This window comes from Sorangium sp. So ce302 (assembly GCF_051530145.1).
Lineage (GTDB): Bacteria > Myxococcota_A > Polyangia > Polyangiales > Polyangiaceae > Sorangium > Sorangium cellulosum_B.
Genome location: NZ_CP150326.1, coordinates 669,841 through 690,770 on the forward strand (window position 1 = coordinate 669,841; position 20,930 = coordinate 690,770).

15 protein-coding genes are annotated in these 20,930 nt (G+C 73.2%); 11 read left to right on the plus strand and 4 right to left on the minus strand.

Annotation, left to right across the window (positions count from 1 at the left end):
- Positions 1-402 precede the first annotated feature (402 nt).
- A complete protein-coding gene (locus WME73_RS02575) occupies positions 403-2,001 on the plus strand; it encodes an AAA family ATPase (RefSeq protein ID WP_437914626.1) in 1,599 nt (532 codons plus the stop codon).
- Positions 2,002-2,003: 2 nt separating this feature from the next.
- On the plus strand, positions 2,004-2,534 hold the full coding sequence (locus tag WME73_RS02580) for a hypothetical protein (RefSeq protein ID WP_437914627.1): 531 nt from the start codon (positions 2,004-2,006) through the stop codon (positions 2,532-2,534).
- Positions 2,535-2,666: 132 nt separating this feature from the next.
- Here WME73_RS02580 and WME73_RS02585 read toward each other — a convergent pair whose 3' ends face one another.
- Positions 2,667-3,554 carry a DUF58 domain-containing protein gene (locus WME73_RS02585; protein WP_437743979.1) on the minus strand — a complete coding sequence of 296 codons (888 nt, stop codon included), beginning with the start codon at positions 3,552-3,554 and terminating at the stop codon, positions 2,667-2,669.
- 319 nt (positions 3,555-3,873) lie between these two features.
- Between WME73_RS02585 and WME73_RS02590 the strand changes: the two genes are divergently transcribed.
- The 5 genes from WME73_RS02590 to WME73_RS02610 all read left to right on the plus strand — a co-directional run bounded on the left by WME73_RS02590 (position 3,874) and on the right by WME73_RS02610 (position 10,573).
- Positions 3,874-5,031: a zinc-dependent alcohol dehydrogenase gene (locus tag WME73_RS02590; RefSeq protein ID WP_437743980.1), complete on the plus strand. Its 1,158-nt coding sequence runs from the start codon at positions 3,874-3,876 to the stop codon at positions 5,029-5,031.
- Between the two features lie 376 nt (positions 5,032-5,407).
- Entirely contained in the window at positions 5,408-6,928 is a 1,521-nt protein-coding gene (locus WME73_RS02595) for a hypothetical protein (protein ID WP_437914628.1), read from the plus strand.
- Positions 6,929-6,939: 11 nt separating this feature from the next.
- On the plus strand, positions 6,940-8,505 hold the full coding sequence (locus WME73_RS02600) for a vWA domain-containing protein (RefSeq protein WP_437743982.1): 1,566 nt from the start codon (positions 6,940-6,942) through the stop codon (positions 8,503-8,505).
- Between the two features lie 294 nt (positions 8,506-8,799).
- Entirely contained in the window at positions 8,800-9,657 is an 858-nt protein-coding gene (locus WME73_RS02605) for a hypothetical protein (RefSeq protein WP_437743983.1), read from the plus strand.
- Positions 9,658-9,667: 10 nt separating this feature from the next.
- The gene (locus WME73_RS02610) at positions 9,668-10,573 is read left to right on the plus strand and encodes a hypothetical protein (RefSeq protein ID WP_437743984.1); all 906 of its coding nucleotides are present in this window, start codon (positions 9,668-9,670) and stop codon (positions 10,571-10,573) included.
- 22 nt (positions 10,574-10,595) lie between these two features.
- On the opposite strand, the gene WME73_RS02615 is transcribed toward WME73_RS02610, so the two are convergent.
- On the minus strand, positions 10,596-11,483 hold the full coding sequence (locus WME73_RS02615) for a WD40/YVTN/BNR-like repeat-containing protein (RefSeq protein ID WP_437914629.1): 888 nt from the start codon (positions 11,481-11,483) through the stop codon (positions 10,596-10,598).
- Positions 11,484-11,556: 73 nt separating this feature from the next.
- Here WME73_RS02615 and WME73_RS02620 point away from each other — a divergent pair, with 73 nt between their 5' ends.
- Both WME73_RS02620 and WME73_RS02625 read left to right on the plus strand, forming a co-directional pair.
- Positions 11,557-14,169, plus strand: coding sequence for a hypothetical protein (locus tag WME73_RS02620; protein ID WP_437914630.1), 2,613 nt, complete (start codon positions 11,557-11,559; stop codon positions 14,167-14,169).
- A gap of 43 nt (positions 14,170-14,212) precedes the next feature.
- Complete coding sequence (locus tag WME73_RS02625) at positions 14,213-14,953, plus strand: hypothetical protein (RefSeq protein WP_437914631.1); 741 nt, start codon at positions 14,213-14,215, stop codon at positions 14,951-14,953.
- 46 nt (positions 14,954-14,999) lie between these two features.
- On the opposite strand, the gene WME73_RS02630 is transcribed toward WME73_RS02625, so the two are convergent.
- A complete protein-coding gene (locus WME73_RS02630; protein WP_437914632.1) occupies positions 15,000-15,962 on the minus strand; it encodes a hypothetical protein in 963 nt (320 codons plus the stop codon).
- 386 nt (positions 15,963-16,348) lie between these two features.
- Between WME73_RS02630 and WME73_RS02635 the strand changes: the two genes are divergently transcribed.
- On the plus strand, positions 16,349-17,722 hold the full coding sequence (locus WME73_RS02635; RefSeq protein WP_437743988.1) for a hypothetical protein: 1,374 nt from the start codon (positions 16,349-16,351) through the stop codon (positions 17,720-17,722).
- An 18-nt stretch (positions 17,723-17,740) separates the two neighbouring features.
- On the opposite strand, the gene WME73_RS02640 is transcribed toward WME73_RS02635, so the two are convergent.
- Positions 17,741-18,715 carry a tetratricopeptide repeat protein gene (locus WME73_RS02640; protein ID WP_437743989.1) on the minus strand — a complete coding sequence of 325 codons (975 nt, stop codon included), beginning with the start codon at positions 18,713-18,715 and terminating at the stop codon, positions 17,741-17,743.
- Positions 18,716-19,194: 479 nt separating this feature from the next.
- On the opposite strand from WME73_RS02640, the gene WME73_RS02645 reads away from it, so the two are divergent.
- The gene (locus WME73_RS02645) at positions 19,195-20,901 is read left to right on the plus strand and encodes a serine/threonine protein kinase (RefSeq protein ID WP_437914633.1); all 1,707 of its coding nucleotides are present in this window, start codon (positions 19,195-19,197) and stop codon (positions 20,899-20,901) included.
- Positions 20,902-20,930: the final 29 nt, after the last annotated feature.

The window sequence follows — 20,930 nt, forward strand, 5'->3', positions numbered from 1 at the left end:
GTAAACCACCGATGATGGCGGTCGTGCCAGCGCGGCGCCCGGGACATGGAACGGCGTTCCCTGCCGTGTGTGCGCGCTGGACGATGGATGAGCCGAGCGGCGCAGCCGTGTGCGTCGGGCGCTCATCTTGACCACGTCGCCGATCGCAGGACATCGTGAGCGGCGATGAACACCGCAGACGCCAACCGCATCGCGCTCCGCGCCGTCCGGGCTGTGCTGGATGCTGCTCGGCCGATCGAGCTCGAGGTGGAGGCCACGGCGGTGCGGGTCGTGCCCGAGCCCCGGCAGCCCGTGCCCTGGCCAAATCCCCGGACCGGCTCCCCGCCGGAGGGCATCTCCGAGCCCGAGGATGGGCCCTGGCCCGCGCCGGTGCGGCTTCGCTGCACATGGAAAGATGGCGAGGTGTCGCTGGAGATACGGCTTCACTTCTGGCGACGGCGGGGTCGCTACGCGGGGCAGCTGGGATTGCAGGTGGTGACAGTCCCGCTCAACCGCGAGCTCATCTGGTCCACCCTCACGCAGCGCATCCTAGACACCCCGGAGCAAGGCGCATGTCCGGTCCCCGCAAGCTTCTCCCTGTTCACAAGGACCGGGGAGCGCACGGCGGGGCCGCTCACAGCGGCCCTCGCGAGCGCTGCCGAGCGCGCGGGGCTCGTGCCGCTCACGCCCTCGCAGTGTCGCCTCTTCGACATCATGCTCCCTGAAGGCGAAGTACGCCCCTCGCCTGCCGAGGCATTCTCCTCGTTGGTGCAGGCAGCCCTGTTGAAGCTGCCCTATGTCACGCGCGGGGAGGAGAGCGATATCATCGGCTCGCCGCCATTTGACATCGGGGCCCCGGAGCGCGAGTTCTTCGAGGCGCTGTTGACTGCCGCAGAGGCGCACACGAGCGAGGTGAAGGACTCCGAGTCCGAGCGGGAGACCTCGTCGTCGCAGGAGGGGGTCTTCTTCGATTTCATCGGATTCTTCGATTTCGGGGCCTTTCACCGCTTCGAGTGGAGCGACATGTCCCTGCTCAACGTGGTGGTCGGCGCCAATGACACCGGAAAGAGCCATCTGCTCAAGATGATGTACGCCGTCGCGCGGAGCGTGCAGGAGTACACGGCGCGCATCGAGGCGGACCAGCCGTCGTGGTCGAAGGTGCTCGCGGAGAAGCTCGTGTGGACGTTCGAGCCACAGGACGGGAGGCTCGGCCGTCTCGTGCGCCGGGCCGGCGTCGAGCGCGCGGGGCTCTCCGTTCTGGCGACGCTCCGCAACGAGGAGTACACGTTCTCCTTCGGTCCGGAGGCCGGAGGGGAGCCTCAGGACTTCGGCGATATCACCTCGAACATCCGCCCGCAGCCTGGAATCCAAGCGCTCTTCATTCCCCCCAAGGAGGTGCTGACCGCGCTTCACGCGATCGCCGCCGTTCGAGAGCGCCTCAAGATGTTCGGCTTCGATAACACGTACTACGATCTCGTCGTGGCGCTGCGGGGCCAACCGGTACAGGTGGCGCTCCCGGAGCCGTTCCAGCGGGTGCTCGCCGATCTCGAGGGCTTGCTCGGTGGCCGCATCGAGGAGGAGCAGAATCGCTTTGTCTTCCTGCGAGACGGCGAGAAATACGGCATGTCCCAGACGGCGGAGGGATTCAAAAAAATAGGCATCCTTACCCGCCTCATCTTGAACGGGGAGCTACGCCGCAATTCGATTCTCTTCCTCGACGAGCCAGAGGCCAACCTGCATCCCAGGGCTGCTCGTGCGCTCGTGCGAATGTTGTACGAGCTGAGCCGCGCGGGTGTGCAAATATTTGTTGCCACGCACAGTTATTTTGTTCTCAAGCAGTTCGAGATTCTTGCGCGCTCGCAGAAGCAGTCTGTCAAGCTTTGCTCCCTAGACCGGGGCAAGGATGGCGTCCGCGCTTCGTTCTTCGATTTGCGCGAAGGCATGCCCGACAACGCGATCGTTGCGGAGGCGATACGTCAGTACGATGAGGATGTCGAGGTCACCGAGCGGGAGGAAGGCTGAAGGTGCCTGTCTTTCAGGAGTCCGGGCTGATCGTCAGTCTGCCCGACGGCGCGTCCTTTCGTTTTGCGGACTGCCCGACGTACCGCACCTTGAGCGGCCGCTCGCTAAAAGAAATGGACTTCGGCTATTGGGATGATCAGCGTCGCCGTATGGTGCTGCTGGAGGTGAAGGATTACAGCGATCGGAGCCCGAAAGATGAGCATCTACTTGAAACCATGGTGGCCAAGGGGCGGGACAGCCTGCTCATGCTGAACGCTGCGTGGCAGAGGCGGGGAGCGGGGCGTGCATTGGTCGAGGAGATTCCGGGCGTCTTTCGGGAGGAGGTGCCCGTACGGCTCTACTTCATCCTCAAGGTGCGGCAATCGGAGTTCGCCTCGCTGAGGCACCTCCGTGATCCTATCCGCACGAAAGTGCTCGTCTACGCCGAGCTCCTCGGGCTGAACGCGAACGTGCAATTCTTGGATCACCAGAAGGCGATGACCATCGGGCTCCCTGTCGCCGAGGTGAGCGACGCCGGTTCGTCAGGCTCATGAGGCGTTGGCGACGCCGTCCATTTTCATGAGGGCGCGGTAGGCTGTCGGAGAGGGTGCTCGTCGCGCGGGGCTCTACCCCGCGCGACGAGCACCCCTTCCGGCGGCCGGGCAGCTCGCGGCAGCGCCCCCGCTTCAGTCGACGCCCCTCGCGACGAAGCGGCGGACGGCGCCCTCGAGCGGCTCGTCGCTCCGCGCTCGCACGTACGTCGCCCCGTGGCGGCGGGCGAACGCGCGCAGCGCCTCGCACAGGCCGGCGAAGCGGGCCGCGTAGGCGGCGAGGGCCGCGGCGTCCAGGGTCACGTCGACGAGCGCCCCCGTCTCGGCGTCCTCGAGCGTCAGGTCACCCTCGAAGCTCGGCTCGAGCTCGTCGGCGGCGACGACCTGGAGGGCGGCGACGTCGTGGCCGGCCTGCGCCGCGCGCCCGAGCGCGGCGGTGACCGGGCCGGGGTCGAAGAAGTCGGAGACGACGCAGAGGAGGCCTGGCCGCGCGCTCTGCCGCACGACGGCGTCGATGGCGCGCGCGAGGTGCGTCCCGCCGGAGGCCCTCACGCCGTCGAGGGCGCGGAGCAGCGCGGCGAGCCCGGCGCGCCCGCGCACCGGCGCGTGCTCGCGGGCGATGCCGTCGCCCGCCACGAAGAGCTGCGCGCGCTCGGAGCGCGCGAGCGACATGTAGCCGATCGCGGCCGCGAGCCGGCGGGCCGCGTCGAGCTTCGTGGGCTCCCCGAAGTCGAGGGACGCCGACGCGTCGCACACGATGCGGGCGATGACGTCCTCCTCGGCGCGGAACAGCTTGAGCACCGGCTCCCCGGTGCGGGCGTACGCGGCCCAGTCGATCCGCCGCATGTCGTCGCCGGGCGCATACGCCCGGTGCTCCTTGAACTCGGCCGAGCCGCCGCGGCGCCGCGCGAGGTGCTCGCCGGCGCCGCCGGAGCGGGCGCGGATCTCGAGCCGGCGCTGGAGCACCTCGAGCTCGCGGACGAAGCTCGCGCCGAGGAGCGGCTCGGGGGACGAGGGCAGCATCGGAGAGCAGTAGACATCGGCGCGGGCGGGGGTGCCAGCGGGGTCGCGGAGCAGCGGCGGCCCGCGCTCGGCAGGGGCGCCGGCCGCGCCCGGCCCGTGGTCGCCGCGGTCGCTCCCCGGCGTCGAGACAGACCGCCACGGTGGGGCAGGGCACCCCGTTCGCGCTCGCCGTGGCCGACGGGCCCCCGCCTGCGGGCGCGCCGCTGCTCCGTGGCTCGCTTTATGCGAGCCAGCGCTGTGGTTCCGCTGTCCGTGCGCCGGCTTGGCCGGTGGAGCCGCCGAGCGCCCCGTACCGATGTGTCAGCCGAAAGGAGGCACCGTGAAGGCCCTGGTTTTCCACAAACCTTCGGACGTCCGCGTCGAGGACGTCCCGGATCCCCGGCTCGAAGAGCCCACCGACGTCATCGTGCGCGTCACCGCGACCGCGATCTGCGGCTCGGATCTGCACATCTACAACGGCTTCTTTCCCCAGGCGAAGCCCATGGTGCTCGGCCATGAGTTCATGGGCGTCGTCGAGGAGATCGGCCCGCAGGTCACGAAGCTGCGGAAGGGTGACAGGGTCGTTGTCCCGTTCCCCATCGCGTGCGGGCGTTGCTTCTTCTGTCAGGCGGAGCTCCCCGTCCATTGCGAGAGCTCCAACCCCAAGCACTACGGCCCCGAGGGCGGCACGCTCGAGGGCAAGGGCGGCGCCCTCTTCGGGTACACGGACCTCTACGGCGGTTACGACGGAGGTCAGGCCGAGTACGTGCGCGTCCCTTACGCCGACTTCGGGCCACGGAGGGTGCCTGAGCGCCTCACCGACGAGCAGGTCCTCTTCACGACCGACATCCTCCCCACCGGGTGGACGGCGATCGAGTGGGCCGAGCTCAAGGGTGGAGAGACGGTCGCCGTGTTCGGATGCGGGCCTGTCGGCCTCGCGACCATGAAGTGCGCCTGGCTCCGCGGCGCGGCGCGCGTCATCGGCGTCGATCGGGAAGAGTACCGCCTGAAGACGGCCCGCGAGGTCGCCAAGGCCGAGACCGTCAACGTCGACAAGGTCGACGCTGTCGAGGCGATCCGCGCGATGACGGGCGGGCGCGGCGCGGACGTGTGCGTCGACGCGGTCGGGATGGAGGCGCACCGCGGCCTCCTCGAGAAGGCCTCCAGCGCCCTTCACGGCCAGGTCGGGACGATATCGGCCCTCCGGCTCGCCATGAGCGCCGTGCGCCGGGGCGGGGTCGTGCCGGTGGTGGGGGTCTACGGCGTGTCCTACGACAACTTCCCGCTGGGCCAGCTCTTCGACAAGGGCCTGAAGCTCCGCGCCGGCCAGGCGCTGGCGCACAACTACATCGACCGGATCCTCAAGCACATCGAGGACGGCCACCTCCGGGCGGACGACATCATCACCCACCGCCTGCCGCTCTCGCGCGCCCCGCAAGGCTACGAGATCTTCAACAAGAAGCTCGACGACTGCGTCAAGGTCGTCCTCAGGCCCTGACGCAGCGCGCGGATCGCCCCTCCGGCGCCCTCCTCCCTTCGAACACCGCCACCACGCCCCCCTCGTCGGCGGGCGATGCTCCGCCGGTCGATCCGGCGCTCGGGGGGAGCGGCCCAGGGGCTCGGGCGCCGCGGACACGCGAACCATCGCCCGCCGCAGCCCTGACGCCTGACACCGGCGTCAGGGGCGCGCGGCCGCGTTGCGTTGTAATTGGTTGAATTGATGTTTGTTTGTTCAGGGTATGGCGCTTGCTTGGGGCCGAACCTCGGCGAGCGCCCCGCTCGCTTGCTCGGCCGCCCGCGATGGCCTCTATCGCACGGAAGGAGAGCTCCCGATGGCCCGAGATCTGCGCTCAACTCGAACGCTCCTTCACCCCTTGTGGTTAGGAGCCCTGGCGCTCCTCGTCCTCAACGATCACGCCCTCAAGGGCTCTGGTGTGCTCCCTGGGTGGTTGACCGGGAAGCTCAGCGACTTCGCGGGGCTCCTGGTCGCGCCCGCGGTCCTCGCCTCGCTGCTCCGCGTGACCTCGCGCCGGGGATTTCTCGGCGCGCACGTCGTCATCGGCGTCGTCTTCTCGGCCATCAAGCTCGCTCCGGAGGCCGCCCGCGCGGTCGAGGGGCTCATGGCGCTCACGCCGCTTCCGTGGCGGATCACCGTCGATCCGACGGACCTCATCGCGCTGCCGGTCCTCCTCGCCTCGTACCGCGTGCTCGCCGAGGCGATGGCGCGGCCGGAGCCCGCGCGCCCGGTCGCCCACCGCCTGGCGCTGATGGCGGGCAGCCTGTCCTGCGTGGCCACGAGCTACGATCCGCCTCCGTGCGGCGAGGCCGAGGGGTGCGCGCCGCCGCAGCCGCAGGAGCTCGCGTCGCTCGTGATCGGCAACACGACCGGGACCGAGCAGCTCATCCGCGTGCGGCGCCTGCGGGAGTCGGTGCGGGTCGACTGCGGCGTCGTGCTCGACGACCCGACGAGCGCCCTCTCGCGCGATCTGTTCGCGAACGCCGAGACCTGGCTCATCGCGCCCGGCCGCGCGCTGCCGCTGGGCAACGCGGGGTGCGACGCCACCCTGATCGACGCCGACGGGCTGCCCCTCACGCTCCTCGCGTGGTCCGCGGCGGAGTTTCCGGAGCAGCTGCTCGTCACGTCGACGGAGAACCCGCAGCCGGATCGGATGATCGCGCTGCAGCGCGCCGGGGCCAGGCTCGAGCTCGCCGAGCACCCGGCGGTGTTCCCGGCGCCGCCCATCGAGACGCCGTCGCCCGTGAGCGCGTGCGGCGCGTACGCCGCGGGGAGCGGGCTCGACTGGACCCTGCCCGTCCCCGGGGCAGGGGTCCTCACCGGCGTGACGTCGTCTCCGGACGGCTGTCATGCCCTCACGCTCGAGCGCGGCGACACCTTCTTCCTCTGCGCTCCTGCCGAGGCGATCCCGTTCAGCGAAGGCGACGTCCTCCGCGTGAGCTCCGTCGCGATCGACGGCGGCAGGTACCCGGAGCTCCCGCGGGACCAGCTCGCCTTCGCGCGCGGCATCCACATCGAGAGCGCGACGCACGCCGTGCTCGCGCTGCGAGGCAACGTGCTCGCCCGCTGGTCGATGGTGGGCCGGCTGCCGGCCGCCGATTTCTCGGCCGAGCTCTCGCCGCTCCCGGGCTGCGACGCGTTCCACGACGCGTGCGGAAGCCTCGTCGCGCCGCTCGAGGCGTCGCTCCTCGGCGAGGGCGTCTCCGGGGTCGTCTCGCTGCGGCCCGGCGAGAGCGCGGAGCTCGCCGAGGGCGCCGGCGCGGTCTTCCTCGTGCGCGCCGACGACATGCCCGTGCGCGACGCGGAGTGCTTCACCGTTCCCGTCGATCAACCCCGCCTGCTCGAGTCGGTCTTGGTCGCCGCCGCCGCGGCGCCGTAGGAGGTCACGCCATGAAGCACCGAATCCATGATGTCCTCGCGCTCGGCGCCGCCGCCGCGCTCGGCGCGGCCGGCTGCGCCGATTCCGGTGACGCACGGGGCAGCTTCGCCGCACCCACGGATCCCCCGGGCAGCGTGGGCGTCTCCCAGGGCGGCGCGCAGGACTTCGGCCTGTTCCGGCAGATCCTCGAGGACGGCGAGATCCCCGGGCCGGACACGCTCGACGACGTCGGCTTCTTCGCCGAGCACAAGCTCGATTACCCGGCCGCGACCTGCGGCGAGGACGTGTGCATGCACGGGCTGCTCGGGATCATGGGCAACATGATCAGCGGCTCGCCCTGCACGCTCATCCAGATCGGGATGAACTCGCCCGTGGACCTCGGCGCGCTCGAGCGGCCGCCGCTGCACCTCGTCATCGCCGTCGACACGAGCGGCTCGATGGAAGGCGACCCGATCGCCTACGTCAGGGCGGGGCTCGTCGAGATGATCGGCGCCCTCCAGCCGACCGACCGGATCTCGCTCGTCCGCTACGCGGACGCGGCCGAGGTCGTCCTCGAGCAGGCGGAGGGCTCGGACAGGGAGGCGCTCACGGCGGCGTTCGAGGGCCTGACCGCGCGGGGGTCGACCAACCTGTACGAGGGGCTCTTCACCGCGTACGCGCTCGCCGAGCAGCACCTCGATCCGGCCTGGCAGAACCGCGTGATCTTCCTGTCCGACGGCGTGGCCACGGCCGGGCTCACCTCGCCTCAGCGCCTCGTGTCGCTCGCGGCCGGGTACGCGGAGAAGGGGATCGGCCTCACGGCCATCGGCGTCGGGGCCGAGTTCGACGTCGACGCGATGCGCGGGATCAGCGAGGTCGGCGCGGGCAACTTCTACTTCCTCGAGGACCCGAAGGCGGTGGAGGAGGTCTTCGCCGAGGAGGTGAAGACGTTCCTCGTGCCCCTGGCGCTCGACGTGGAGCTCGACGTCGCCGTGGGCGACGGTTACGTCGTGCGCGGAGCGTACGGCACGAACGGCTGGCAGGGCGGCGAGCGCGGCGGCGCCGTGCACATCCCGAGCCTCTTCCTCGCCGGCCGGACGAGCGCCGCGGAGCCCGTCGGCTCCGGCCGGCGCGGCGGCGGAGGCGCCATCCTGCTCGAGCTCGTGCCGAAGCCCGACCAGCAAGGCGTCGAGGACCCGCGCGCCGTGGGCAGCCTCGCGCTGTCGTGGCGGCACCCGCTGACGGGCGAGGCGCACGCGCAGGAGGTCGACATCGAGGCGCCGAGCGCGCCCGACGCGCCGCCGGAGGCCGGCTATTTCTCCGGCGACACCGTCGAGAAGGGCTTCGTCATGTTGAACCTCTTCGCCGGGTTCAAGCTCGCCGCCCAGCTCGCCGCGGACGCCGACCCCCGCACCGCGCGGCGCACGCTCGAGGCGCTGCGGCCGAACGTCGAGGCGTGGCTCGCGGATCATCCGGACCCCGACGTCGAGGACGACCTGCGCTACGTCGATCTGTTCATCGAGAACCTCATCACGGCGGAGGCGAACGTGCAGCCCTACACACCGGCGGATCCGCCGAACCCCTGGCCCGCCGATTGAGCCCCGCGCGACGCGCGCCAGGTGACGGCGACGCGCGCCAGGTGACAGCGACGCGCGCCAGGTGACACCAGCGCGCCGCGCCCGTGACCCCCATTCACGTCGATCCCCCTCAACACGCGTCTCGACGTCTCCACATCTCCACATGCGCTCCACGTGAACGCGTGCCCGCGTGTCCGCGTGCACAACAACGCGTCCCGTGCGCCGCAAACGTGCGCCGCGGCGATGTCGCTTCCTCGCGGCGAACGCCTTGTGTAGGATCGTATTTTCGCGGCCGTCGAGGAGGAGAGTGCATCTATGCGAAGATCCATGTGGTTCGGGTTGGCGAGCATCACCGTCTGTCTCACGGCCGCTCTCCCGGCGAGCGCGGGTGTCCCGGAGTGCGGCAACATTCGCTTCGAGGGCCTGTCGAACTGCGAGGTGCGCGTCACGGGCGAGTGCACCGCGGGCTGCAGCGAGCTCGGGATCTACAAGACCGCGTGCGCCACGAAGCTCGTGCCGGTCTGCAAGACGGAGTGCACCCTCTCGGCGGAGGCGGGCTGCACGGACAGCTGCACCGAGCAGTGCAGCGCGGACTGCGACAGGGGCATCAATGTCATCTGCTCCCACAACTGCTTCGTCGAGTGCACCACCACGCGGGACGTCGAGTGCAGTGGCGCCGTCGACGCCGCCCAGTGCGCCGCGACGTGGGACGCGAACTGCGACAGCGAGTGCGGCGCCAAGTGCGTGACGGTGGATGGCGGCTGCTACCAGCACTGCATCGAGTGCTGCGGGGGCTCGTGCACGGCCGACGCGAACATGGATTGCCAGACCACCTGCCAGGACATGCAGTTCGAGGACTGCGAGCACGAGTTCCGCGCGAACTGCGACGCTTCCTGCAGCGGCGACGGCGCGCTCTTCTGCAATGGGAAGTACATCATCTCCGGATCGCAGATCCCGGCGTGCGTGAACGCGCTGCTCGCGCAGGGCATCAGCGTGAAGGCCGAGGCGGAGGTCACCATCGGTCCAGACGGCATCGACGGGAACCTCTCAGCCGGCATGTGCGCCGCCAGGCCTGCGAGCAAGGCCTCCCTCACCGCGCCGCTCGCCGTGTTCGCCGCGGCGGCAGGCTGGCTTGCGCGGCGCCGCAAGCGTTCATCGCGCACGTCGGGCTGAGCGTCCCCAGGTGAGCGTGCGGCCGACGCACGAGACGCTGCTCGCGCTGCTCCTCCTGTGCTCCGCGGGCTGTGCGAGCGAGGCGGCTGACGCGCTCGTGGTGATCGGCCTCACCACGGATATGGCGGTCGGCTTCCAGTTCGATCACATCGAGACGACCACGAAGGTGGATGGCGTCGTCACGGGCACCGAGCGTCTCTCGTATGGCGGGGGAGAGCTGTCGCTCCCGGCCGAGCTCGTGGTCGGGCCAGCGCCCGACGGCGCGGAGATCGAGCTGTCCATCGCGGCGTTCCGAGACGGCGAGGCCTCTCCCATCGTGACGCGGAGGGGCGCGACCCGCGCGGCTGGCGGGCGGAGTCTGCTCCTGCCCGTCTCGCTCGACGAGGCGTGCTGCGCGACCACCTGCGCGGCGAGCGCGACCTGCGCGGCGGGGGCGTGCGTCGAGCCCTTCATCGCCCCCTCCGCCCTCACCGACTACGACCCGCTGTGGATCGCGTCGGCGAGCGATGCGTGCAAGACGCCGGGCTCTGGCGACCCTGCGGTTGTGATCGGGCAGGGGGAAAGCGCGTTCGCTTCGCTGGAGCATGGCGAGGTGGTGCCGATCGAGGCGGGCCCTCAAGGGGGCCATCACGTGTGGCTCGCGCTGCGCGTGACGGGCCTCCGGCAGATGGGCTCGCGCCTGACCGTGAAGGGGTACTTCCCCGAGCTGGAGTTCGAGCTCCTTCCCTTCACCGCGCAGGTCACGATGCATAAGGCCGGCGAGGACCGCTGCGAGATCGATGGTGTGCGCTTTCAGGTGGACCGGGGGCTCCCGGTCGAGGCCGTCCGGGGGCAAGCGCTCGATATCGAGGTTGCCCTGGAGGACCCGAACGGCGACGTCGCGATGGCCGCGCAGCGGGTCGTCATCTCTCCCTGACTCATCATCTGTCGGAGCGGCCTCATGAGGGGGTCGACTGCGGTTCCGGATCGACGCGCCCCCCTCGCGGGGGGGGCGCCGCCACGTCGCGACCTGTCGGAGCGGCCCTCGAGGCCGTCGATTTCGGTTCCAGATCGACGTGCCCCCCCTCGCGAGGGGGGGCCAGCACGTCGGCGTCGAGCGGATCGACCCCCGCGATGTACGGCTCGCGCGACGTCGTGCTCCCCGGCACCTCCGCGGTCTGCCACGTCTCCCCGCCGTCGGCCGAGCGCGCGAGCACCCCCTTGATGGCGCCGCCCTCGCTCGCGAGGCCGCTCACGTAGACCCGCCGCGGATCCGACGGCGCGACGTCGACCGTCCGGGCCACAAAGCCCGCCGGGAGCGGCGCCCCCGCGCCGGTCCAGCTCGCGCCGCCGTCGCGCGACGCCCAGAGGCGGTGCCTGGTCCCCGCGGCCACCGCGACGACGTGCGACGGAGCGCCCTGCCGGACCGAGAGATCGATCACCTCCCGCCCCGCGAGCTCCGCGGCGCGCGCCCAGGCGCAGCCGCCCTCGGCGCCGACCGCGATCCCGTCGGCCAGCGCGGCGAGCACCCGGCCGCTCGCCGCCGCCGCGATGGGCGGAGATTGGCCGGCCGTGTCGTCGTACCCGACCGCGCCCTCGCAGATCCAGCGCCAGCTCGCGCCCCCGTCTCGCGTGGTCAGCAGGCCGTACGTCATCCGGGCGACGGCGCGCGCTGGATCCGCCGGGTCGAACACGATCTGGTCCGCCGAGGGAAAGACGCCGTTCGCGGCCGCAGGGGAGGGGAGCGCCATGGCGGCGAGCGCGACGGCGCGCGCCGCGGCGGCGAGCGCGACGGCGCGCGCCGGGCGAGATCCCGGCCTCACGGCGCGCGGGGGAGGCGGTCGCATCGAGGATCCATCGTACCGCGGCGCGCGCCGAGAACCGCCCACGCGCCCTCCGCGCCCCGCTACACTCGCCGCAATGCCGGAGCGCATCGTCGTGTCCTTTCGAGGTACTGCGGCCCTCTCGCAGCCAGACAGCACGGACGCGGTCGCTCCGTGGCCCGGCCGCCGCGGCGCGCCGCGGGCGCTCGCGCCGCCGTCGCGCCAGAAGGGCGCCGCGCGCGCCGCCGGCGGCGCCGCGCGCGGTGAGGAGAGCTACCTCGCGAGGGCGCTCGCGCTGAAGAAGCGCGCCGAGGCGCTCGGCGCCACCCTGTGCGCCTGGAGCGCGCAGACCTTCTCGTTCGAGTTCACCCCCGACGACGTCGAGGAGGCCGTGCTGCTCGCCGCGCTCGCCGCGGAGGACGCCGCCGTGCACCCCGACGCGCGCTTCGCGGTCGGCATCGCGCAGGGCGAGATGACCTACGTCGGCGAGGCGGGGCGCTTCACCGCGCTCTCCTGGGGGCAGCCGCTGCTCGTCGCCGTCATGCTCGCCCGCGTCGCGCTCCCCGGCGACGTGCTCCTCGATCCCGCGCTCGCCGCCGTGATCTCGGGCGAGCTCATGACCCTCGGCGCCCACCGCGGCATCGACGGCGCGCGCCGGGTGCGCGGCCTCCGCCTCGACGCGCAGCAGCCGCTGCGCAGGCAGGTCGCCGAGAGCGTGGCGCGCCTGTGCAAGCCGCCGCTCATCGGCCGCGACGCCGAGCTCGCCGAGCTGGCCGTGCCCCCCGGCTCGCTCGCGATCGTCCGGGCCGAGCCCGGCGCCGGCGGCACGCGGCTGCTCCTCGAGCTGGAGAGGCTGCTCGCGCCGTCGCGGAGCCTCTTCGTCGCGCCGATCGGGGCCTCGCGCGAGCCGTTCGGCGCGCTCCGGCGCGCCTTCGCGCGCGCGGCGCTCCGCGCCGAGAAGAGCCGCGCCCGCGCGCCGGTGCTCCCGGATCGGCTGAAGCCCGCGCTCGCCCGGCTCCTCGCCGGCGAGGGCGTCGAGCCGAGGATCGCCGCCGAGGTGCTCGCCGTGTGGCTCGCCCCGTCCGACGTCCGCGTCGGCCTGCTCGCCGTCGACGACGCCTCCGAGGTCGACGCCGCGAGCCTCGAAGCGATCGCCCTCGCCCTCTCGCCGGGCGGCGGCCCGCGCGCCGTCGCCCGGCTCGGGCGCTCGGATCCGCTCCCCGCGCCGCTCACCGCGCTCACCCCCGCCGCGACGGTCACGCTGGGGCCGCTCTCCGCGTCGGGCGCGCAGGATCTCGTCCGCCGCCTCCTCGACGGCTGCATCGACGAGGCGGGCGCGCGCCGCTGGGCCGCGCGCGCGCCCGCGTTCCCGCTGGCCGTGCGCGAGCTCCTCTGCGAGGCGCTGGAGAGCGGCGCGCTGCGCTGGATCGGCAGGAGCGTCGGGCCGCGCCGGCGCAGCGCCGGGCGGGGCAGGCCCCCGCGCACGATGACCGGCGCCGAGCTCGCCGCGCCCCCCGCGCTCCGCTCGATCGAGGCCCGCCTGCGCCTGCTCGCGATCGGCCAGCGCACGGTGCTCACCGCGCTCGCGACCCTCGGCGGGGACGCGTCGGACGCGGCGATCGACGCGCTGTGCGACGGCACCGGCGCCCCGAAGGTCGCCGCGGTGCAGGCGGCGCTGCTCGGCGCCGGCTGGGTCTTCCGGCCGGAGCCTGGCTGGCTGCGGCTCTCCTCGCGCACGCTGCGCGACGCCCTGCTCGCGGGCGTCCCGCCGGGCGAGCGCGCCGCGTGGCACCTGGCCGCGGCGCGGGTCGTCGAGGATCACGCCAGCGTGCTCGGCCTCGCCGACGCCGCGTGGCACGCCGCGAAGGCGGGCGATCGGCGCTCCGCGGCCGATCTCGCCGGGCGCGCCGGGCGCGCGGCCGGCGACGCGCTGCTCGAGGGCTCGGCCGCGGAGCTGCTCGCGTTCGCCGACGAGCAGGAGACCGCGAGCGATCACCGGGACGGGGCGCCGGACAGCTCGTCGAGCCAGCCGCCCACCCACCGCACGCCCATCGAGGTGGTCGGCGACGCGCCAGAGCCGCAGCGCGCGGCGTCGGCGCCGGTCGGCGAGCGCTCCCGCCCCGGCGCGCCCGCGGCGCAGCCGGACGACACGCCCGACGACTTTCCCGACGCGACCTCCCCGGACGTCGGCCTTCCGTGCGGCGACGCCTCCGGAGATCCGCTCGCGAAGACCACGGAGTCGCCCGTCCTGTCGATGAACGACATCGCGGTCCGCCTCGCCGAGCTGGCCAAGCAGGCGCTCGTCCAGGGCGACCTCCGCACGCTCGAGCGGCTCGTGGGCGAGCTCCGCCGCACCGGCGAGCACCTCGAGCTGGCGGAGCGCATGACCGGCCTGATCTCGCTCGGGCGCGGCGCGAAGGAGGAGGCGCTCCGGCGCTTCCGGATCGCCGCGGAGGCCGACGCGTCGCCTTCGCAGCGGGCCCGGGCGCTGCTCGCGTACGGCGTCGCGCTGGCCGCCGCGGGCCGCACGGAGGGCGCGCTCCTCGAGGCGCTGAGCGCCCTCGCGCGCGCCCGCGAGGCCGAGGATCCCCACGGCGAGCAGGCGTGCGCGCAGTTCCTGGCGCAGCTCGCGGCCGCGACCGGGCACGAGGAGGCGGCCCACGCGTGGGCGCAGGTGGCGCGCCTCGCCGGCGCGGCTCCCCCCTCATGACGGCGCATTGACAGCGTCGTCGCGGCTGTCCATACCGCCGGCCATGTCGTCCCGAGAGCCCTCCGGCGAGCCGGCCCCCGCGCCGGAGACCGGCGAGGAGCGCGCCGCGCCGCCAGCGCGCGCCGGCGCCGGAGAGCGCGCCGGCGCGCGCAGGGTCGCCGCGCTCCTCGCGCTGGCGCTCTCGCTCGGCGCGATCGCCGGCGTCGCATACCAGCGCTACGCCGCGGTGCACCTGCGCGCCCTCCCGAGGATCCCGGGCTGTGTCCGCGGGGCGCGGGTGGCGCTGCGCAGGCCGGTCGCGGCGTCCGGCACGGAGCCGCGCCAGACGGCGTCGGGCGAGACGGTCTACCTCACGCCTGGGGAAGATCGCGCCGTCGCCTGCGCCTTGCAGCTCGACGAGGCGCTCGCTCGGCACCTCGCCGGAGCGCTGGCCGAGCAGGCGCCGGCGCAGCGCGCCGCCCGGCTGAGCGAGCTCGTGCGCGACCGCGTGCCGGCCGACCCGGCGTACGATCGCGCCGCCTCTGCGGCGTACATGATGGCCTCCGCGGCCCTGCGGGGCCTCCCAGACGAAGTCCCCGAGGTCCGCGCCGCTGCGGAGGAGCTCGATCGGCATCACGCCTGCCGCTTCGACACGCGCCGCCCCTGTCCGACGCGCCCGCCGCTGCCAGCGCTCGTCTGGCTCACCGGCGTCCCGGCGGCGCTGAGCCTGCTCGGGCTGCTCTGGATCGGCCTCGCCGCGAGCGCCGCGCGCTACAGGCGCTGGACGGCGCGCCGGGGCCGCTGATCGCCCGAGCTCGCGCGCGTCGCGCGCCTCCGCCTCTGCGATCGCCTCAGTCGATCGCCTCGACGCGAAAGCTCGACTGGACCAGGCGGCGGGGCCGGGCCCCGATGTCGGCGACGTCGAACCCGAAGCCCGCGCCCTGGTGGTGGATCCCGCCCGACGTGGCGCCGCTCGGCATCTGCACCGACGAGCTCACCGTGACGTAGACCTTCGCCCCCTTGGCGAACGCGGCGGTCATCGCGAGCACGCGCCCGGCGAGCTGCGCCGCCGCCTCGCGCGCCACCCGCGCCCAGAGCGTCGCCGCTCCGGCCGTCGACGACAGCGCGCGCACCCCGAGCACCGCGCCGGCGCCGCTCAGGTGCACCTCGAACACCGCGCGCGCCGTCGCGGGCGTCTCGGCGGAGCGCACCGCGTCAGCCACCACGGACGCGACCGTGCCGGCGGCGGGCAGATCCAGCCCCAGCGTCTTGTCCCGATCGCGCATCGCCTCGCGCAGCAGCTCGCCGGCCCTGTCCGCCGAGACCTCGCGCGGCGCGGCCGGCGTGGTCGGCGCCGGCGCCGGCGGCGCGCGATCCGGCAGAACGCCGGGCAACTGCCACACCGGCGCCCCCCCGAGGCCGGCGACCCCGCGCGGCGCCTCGGCGGTCGGCGGCCCGTCGTACTCGCTCGATGGCGCCGGGGCCGGAGGCGCCACGGGACCCTCCCGCGGCTCGACCGGCGCCTCCGTCGGCGCCGGCGGCGCTGATGGATCGAGCGGCCGCCGCTCGCGGCGCGCCGTCCGGCCGAGGACCGGCTCCGCCTCGCGCGGCCGTGCCTCGTCCGGCGTGCGCGCCTCGTCCTGCTCCGCCTCGCGCGGCGCGACGGGCTCTATCTCGATCTCCACCTCGCGGCGCGCGCCGCTCGAGCGGGCCTCGAGCACCGGCCCCGGGGCGCCCGCGATCCGCGCGAGCAGCGGGATGGCGGCATGGAGCAGCGTCGCTGCGAGCAGGAAGCGGACCTCGCGGGAGAGCAAGCGCCGAGCACCTTGGTGGGTGCCGGACAGGGGCGCAAGTGCGCGTTTCGTCGCCGGCGTGCTCACGTCCCCGTTCGCGCGCACCTGCGCAGCCCCGGGCACACCCCACCCCCTCCCTCGCTTTGCGGCCCGACAGGCTCACCCACGCGTGTTCCAGCGGGGGACAGGGTATTACGGCCACGCTTAAATATGTGCGTACGGAATGGTTGTCGCTTGAGCTCGAGACCGTACTGGTCGATGCTCCGCCTGCCGCGACGCCTTCCGGGCTCACGGCAGGAGCAGAAACGAAGCGCGCTGCCGCCATGCGGCGCGCTCACGGAACAGACGCAGCGCCTGGCGAGCCAGGGCCGGGCGCTACATCCCCGTTGTAAGGGAGGGGTATCGAAATGAAGGGAAACGTGCGCGCTGACGGGTCGCCTGCGGACCTATCGCCGACGCCCACGCCGCCGCCCGTCACCGTGATCCAGGGTTGCCCGGACCGCGGTCTTCCCCTCGACCTGCCCCCCCTCGGCATGGCCCCCGCGCCGGAGGAGCAAGCGTTCCTTCCCGGTTTCGCCCCGCCAATGCCGCAGGGGACGCCGCCCTTCCCCATGGCCGGGGCCGGGCCGTACGGCTCCTGGTCCGCGCCCTCGCCGGACGAGCGCCGCGCGCGCGTGTGGCGCGCCCTCGGGGCGTTCGTCCTGGCCGCGGCCACCGTGATCGTCGTCGTCGCCGCCGCCGCGCGCGGGATCGCCGCGCGGATGCCGATCGCCTCCGCCGAGGCCTTCCGCGCCATGACCCCCGTCAACCGCGCGTCGCTGCTCGCGCTGCGCTCCTCGCGCGAGGACGCCGGGGTGAGCGCGGCCGTCGCGCCGGAGGGGCTCGCGCGCTTGCAGCCGCCGGCGCCGCCGCCCGCGCCGGTGACGCCGCCGCCCGCGATCCGGCACGAGGGGTACGCGTCGATCCGCGGCGGCGTGCTCTTCACGCCCGACACGTTCAGGCCCGCCGGGTCGAGCTACGATCTCCTGCTGCACTTCCACGGCAACACCCAGCTCGTCCGCGAGAGCGCCGAGGTCGCCGGGCTGAACGCCGCGGTCGCCGTCATCAACCTCGGCATCGGCTCGGGCGCGTACGAGGACTTCTACGCGACGCCGGGCGTCTACGAGAGCCTGCTCGCGGACATCGACCGGGCGCTCGCGCAGCGCGGGCTGCCGACCCCGCGGCTCCGCCGGGTCGCCCTCTCCTCGTGGAGCGCGGGCTACGGCGCGGTCGCCAAGATCCTGGAGCTCCGCCGCGGCACCGAGCCCCTCGACGCGATCCTCGTCACCGACGGCATCCACTGCGGCTTCGTCCCGGAGCAGCCGAGCGGGCTCAACCCGCTGCAGCTCGCCTCGTTCGCGCGCGCCGCGCAGCTCGCCGCCTCGGAGGAGCTGCTGTTCACCATCACGCACTCGGAGATCGACCCGATCGCGTACGCCAGCTCCTCCGCCACGGCCAGCTACCTGCTCGACGCCGCGGCAGGGCGCCACGTCGAGCGGTCGCCCGCGTCGGACGCGCCCCCGCACCTGCGGCTGCGCGCGGCCGAGGGCGCCGTCTCGAAGAAGCTCGAGAAGCAGATGATCCCGACCACCGAGGCGAGCGTTGGCGAGCTCCATGTCCGCGGGTTCCGGGGCAACACGCCCGAACACCACATGGCGCACCTGCTCCAGATGGCCTCGACCGTCCTCCCGGAGCTCGTCGAGCGCTGGCGCGAAGGCGGCGATCCGTCGTCCGAGCGCTGATCGACGGGAGCGGCAGGGTCAGCTCCGGCTCCGCGCCTCGGCCATCCAGGCCCCGATCGCCGTGGCCACCGGGTGATCCGCCCCCAGCTCCGCCTCGGCGAGCGCGAGCGCCCGCTCGTACAGCGGCAGCGCCGTGGACGGCCGCCCCGCGGCGTGGTGGACCTGCGCGAGCCGGACCAGCGTCGGCCGGAGCGACGGGTGGGCGGCCCCGGCCAGCGCCTCCCGCGCGGAGAGCGCGCGCTCGTACAGCGCCGCCGCCTCGGCCGTGTCCCCGAGCGCCTCCCGGGCGGCCGCCAGGTTGTGCAGGATCGACGCGAGGAGGCCCCCCTCCACGCCCGCCCCCGCCTCGGCGATCTCGAGCGCCCTCCGGAGCATCACCTCCCGCTCGGCGGTCGGGAGGTCCTCTTCCAGCTCCAGGAACGTGGCGGCGTTGTAGAGCGCCTCTGCGACGAGCGCGTGACGGGCGCCGAGCGCCCCCTCCCGCAGCGCGATCGCCCGCCGGAAGAGCGGCGCCGCCTCGGCGCGGGCCCCCCGCCTGCCGAGCAGCAGGCCGAGCCGGTTCAGCAGCGCCGACAGCTCGATGGGGTCGGGGTCGCGCATCCGCTCGTAGCCCGCGAGCATCCGGCGGAACAGCGCCTCGACGTCCTCGAGCTCGCCCTGCCGCTCGAGGATGGCGGCCAGCTGCTCGAGCAGCCTCGGCAGCGGTGGATCGGTGCTCGCCGCCGCCTCGGCGATGGCGATCGCCCTCGCGGAGCTCGCGCGCGCCTCGTCCAGCCGCCCCTGCGCGAGCCGCGCCGAGCTCAGCGCGTAGAGCGGCGCCGTCAGCTCGGCGTCCCCGTCACCGTAGATCTCCTCGGCGATCCGGAGCGCCCGCGCGCATGTCGCCTCCGCGTCGGCGTGGCGCGAGCCGGCGAGCTCGGACGCGGCCACGTCGAGTAGGCGCCGGTACTCTCTCCCCCTCCACCAGCGCAGCACGGCGCGATCCGGTCGCATCCTCCTCTACTACCTCGTCCCCACCCGGGAGGGCGAGAAGGCCGGCAGGGACGTCCGGCGCGCACCGGCCGGCGTCCGGCGGCGGCACCCGACAAGGATGATCGGAAGAGCATCGCGCGGGCGCGGAGCAGTGTACTCTGCTCGCAGGATCTCGTGGCGCGAAGGTGCGATGCAGACGCTCGATGCCAGCAACTGGCGGTTCCCGTCGATCGGGGCTATGGCGCACGGCGCATGGTGCGGCGCCTCCCGAACGGCCTCCCGAACGGCCTCTCGAGCGGGGGCCCCTGCCTCACGAACGGGGCGATCGTGGAGGCGATCGAGGAAAGGTCGCCAAGGACATTTCTTCCGTTTAGACTGCCCCGACGGCCCCACGCGCCGACGCTCCCCACGATCATGAGGTCCAGGCTCACGCATCGCGAGGCATCGTCACCGAGGGGAGGGCTCGCCCGCGCCCGCACGGGGAAGGCGACGGAGTTCATATGAGTGGTGCCAACGAAAACGTCGTCGATGAAGTAGCGCGCAGCGAGCCGATCGATCCGTTGCTCGGAAAGGTGCTCAACGGAAAGTTCAAGATCCTTTCCCAGCTCGCGACCGGCGGCATGGGCACGATCTATCGCGGCGAGCAGATCCCGCTCGGGCGCCAGGTGGCGATCAAGGTCTTGATCCCGAACCAGGCCTCGCGGCAGCTCGACCCGAACTTCCACAAGCGCTTCTTCCTCGAGGCGAGCATCCTCGCGCGCCTCCAGCACCCGAACATCGTCACCGTCTTCGACTACGGCCGCATCGAGGCCGACGATCAGGAGCGGTTCTTCATGGCGATGGAGTTCCTCGAGGGCGAGACGCTCTTCCGGCGCGTGCGCCGGCAGGGGCGCCTGCCGCCGCCCGAGGCGATGCGCATCGCGCGGCAGATCGCGCGCGGGCTGCGCGAGGCGCACAAGCACGGCGTCGTCCACCGCGACCTCAAGCCGTCGAACATCATGCTCGTCTCCAACGAGGACGCGGAGGAGGCGGTCAAGATCCTCGACTTCGGCCTCGTGAAGCAGCTGGGCGACGACTCGGAGGAGCTCACGCAGCAGGGCGCGTTCCTGGGCTCGCCCCGCTTCATGTCGCCCGAGCAGATCTCGCACGGCAAGGTCGATCTCAGGACCGACATCTACTCGCTCGGCGTCATCCTCTACCAGATGCTCTGCGGGAAGGTCCCGTTCGAGTCCGAGAAGTCGATCCAGATCCTGATGGCGCACCTCCAGCAGCCGGTGCCGCGCATGAAGGAGCGGAACCCGGACGTCGACATCCCGGAGCCGCTCGAGGCGCTCGTGATGCGCTGTCTCGCGAAGGATCCGGACGGCCGGCCCGCGACGATGGACGCCCTCATCCAGGGCCTCGGCGAGTGCGCCCGCGGCATGGGCGTGACGACCGCGTTCGGCGGCACGCAGATCACCTCGTTCGAGTCGCTGCCCGGCGTGCAGATCTCGTCGCGTTCGTCCACGGTGCAAGCGCTCAAGGACGCGGTGACGCTCCCGGCGCCGTCGAGTGATGACGATCCGAGCGGGCGCACCTCCGGCGTCGGCTCGGGCCCGGGCGCCGCCGCGACCGCAGCGGGCGCGTCCAAGGGCGCGACCGGCGCGCAGGAGGCCCCCTCCGGCGGCGGGCGCAAGGGGGTGATCCTCGCCGCCATCGGCGCGGTCGTCGTGGCGGCGGGCGCGTTCGCGCTGACCCGCAAGCCCGCTCAGACCGAGGCCACGCCCGAGGTCGCGACCGCGCCCACGACGGCGCCCGCGGCGACCGGCACGCCCGGCGATCACAAGGGCGCGCCCTCGTTCATGCTGATCATCGAGTCGATCCCGCCGGGCGCCGACGTCCTGGAGGACGGGAAGTCGCTCGGGCAGACGCCGCTCCAGCTCTCGATCGCGAACGAGCAGGTGCGCGCGTCGCCTCGCCGGCTGACCCTGCAGAAGGAAGGCTTCCAGCCCTACTCCATCGTGCAGGGGCCGTCGGAGATGTCCGTGCAGACCGTCGCGCGGCTCGCGCAGGTGGCCGCGCCTGCGAAGACCGAGGACGCGCCGTCGAACACGAGCTCGGGCGGCAGGCGAAACTGGGGCCGCCCCGTTCGCCCCGCAGCGCCCACGGCCACGTCGAAGCCCAGCCCTCCGGAGAACACGGCGCCGTCGATCCGGATCGACAGGTAGCGATCAGGGCGCGCCCGACGGACACCATC

What these genes read in the sequence shown, in the direction of transcription:
- WME73_RS02585 (WP_437743979.1), bottom strand. Translation starts at nt 3,554, where the DNA reads ATGCTGCCCTCGTCCCCCGAGCCGCTCCTCGGCGCGAGCTTCGTCCGC.
- WME73_RS02600 (WP_437743982.1), top strand. Translation starts at nt 6,940, where the DNA reads ATGAAGCACCGAATCCATGATGTCCTCGCGCTCGGCGCCGCCGCCGCG.
- WME73_RS02605 (WP_437743983.1), top strand. Translation starts at nt 8,800, where the DNA reads ATGCGAAGATCCATGTGGTTCGGGTTGGCGAGCATCACCGTCTGTCTC.
- WME73_RS02615 (WP_437914629.1), bottom strand. Translation starts at nt 11,483, where the DNA reads ATGCGACCGCCTCCCCCGCGCGCCGTGAGGCCGGGATCTCGCCCGGCG.
- WME73_RS02620 (WP_437914630.1), top strand. Translation starts at nt 11,557, where the DNA reads ATGCCGGAGCGCATCGTCGTGTCCTTTCGAGGTACTGCGGCCCTCTCG.
- WME73_RS02625 (WP_437914631.1), top strand. Translation starts at nt 14,213, where the DNA reads ATGTCGTCCCGAGAGCCCTCCGGCGAGCCGGCCCCCGCGCCGGAGACC.
- WME73_RS02635 (WP_437743988.1), top strand. Translation starts at nt 16,349, where the DNA reads ATGAAGGGAAACGTGCGCGCTGACGGGTCGCCTGCGGACCTATCGCCG.
- WME73_RS02640 (WP_437743989.1), bottom strand. Translation starts at nt 18,715, where the DNA reads ATGCGACCGGATCGCGCCGTGCTGCGCTGGTGGAGGGGGAGAGAGTAC.
- WME73_RS02645 (WP_437914633.1), top strand. Translation starts at nt 19,195, where the DNA reads ATGAGTGGTGCCAACGAAAACGTCGTCGATGAAGTAGCGCGCAGCGAG.